The 989-nt window shown below is 75.1% G+C and carries 1 protein-coding gene; it reads right to left on the bottom strand.

What is annotated here, in order from left to right; genetic code table 11:
• A partial coding sequence (locus G3I40_RS16470) for an ATP-binding protein (protein ID WP_164302907.1) occupies nucleotides 1-906 on the bottom strand: 906 nt, incomplete at its 3' end.
• Nucleotides 907-989: the final 83 nt, after the last annotated feature.

Genomic DNA, 989 nt, shown 5'->3' with positions numbered 1-989 from the left:
CCGCACGTCCTCGGCGAGCACCTCGTCGCGGCCCGCCCACGCGGCGAGCGCCGTCGCGGTGCGGGCCATCACGATGTCGGCGCGCATCCCGTCCACCTCGAACGCGGCGCAGGTCGCCGCGATCTGCGTCAACGCCTGGTCCCCCAGGCGCACCTGCGGCAGCAGGGCGCGCGCGGCGACGATCCGCTCGCGCACCTCGGCCTCCTCGCCGGCCCACTGCGCGGCGAACTCCTCGGGAGCGTCGTCGTAGGCAAGCCGCCGCTTGACGACCTGCACGCGCTGCTCGGGCTCCCGGGACGCGGCGACCTCCACGGTCAGGCCGAACCGGTCGAGCAACTGCGGCCGCAGCTCGCCCTCCTCGGGATTCATCGTCCCCACGAGGAGGAAGCGCGCGGCGTGCCGTACGGAGACGCCCTCGCGCTCGACGTACGACGCACCCATGGCGGCGGCGTCCAGCAGCAGGTCGACCAGGTGGTCGTGCAGCAGGTTCACCTCGTCGACGTACAGGATCCCGCGGTGCGCGTCGGCGAGCAGCCCCGGCTCGAAGGCCTTCACGCCCTCGGCGAGGGCCTTCTCGATGTCGAGCGCGCCGACCAGCCGGTCCTCGGACGCACCGACCGGGAGCTCGACCATGCGCGCGTGCCGGTGCGTTCCGGGCGCGTTGCCGTGCGGCCCGTCCGGGCAGTGCGGGTCGGGCGCGGCGGGGTCGCACGAGAACCGGCACCCGGCGACGACGTCGACGTCCGGCAGCAGCGCGGTGAGGGCGCGTACCGCGGTGGACTTCGCGGTCCCCTTCTCCCCGCGCACGAGCACACCCCCGACGGCGGGGGACACGGCGTTCAGCAACAGGGCGAGCCGTAGATCGTCCTGCCCGACGACGGCGGTGAACGGATAGGGGCTGGTCATCGATCCTCCAAAGAGACGGGCGCCGCCAGGGGCGCGGGGCTGTACCGGTCGGCGGCCGCGCCGCGGGGCGCGGCCGGCCCCGG

The organism is Streptomyces sp. SID14478 (genome assembly GCF_010548525.1).
GTDB lineage: Bacteria > Actinomycetota > Actinomycetes > Streptomycetales > Streptomycetaceae > Streptomyces.
Note: the sequence above shows the minus strand (reverse complement) of the source record. Positions and strands in the feature narration are given on the sequence as shown.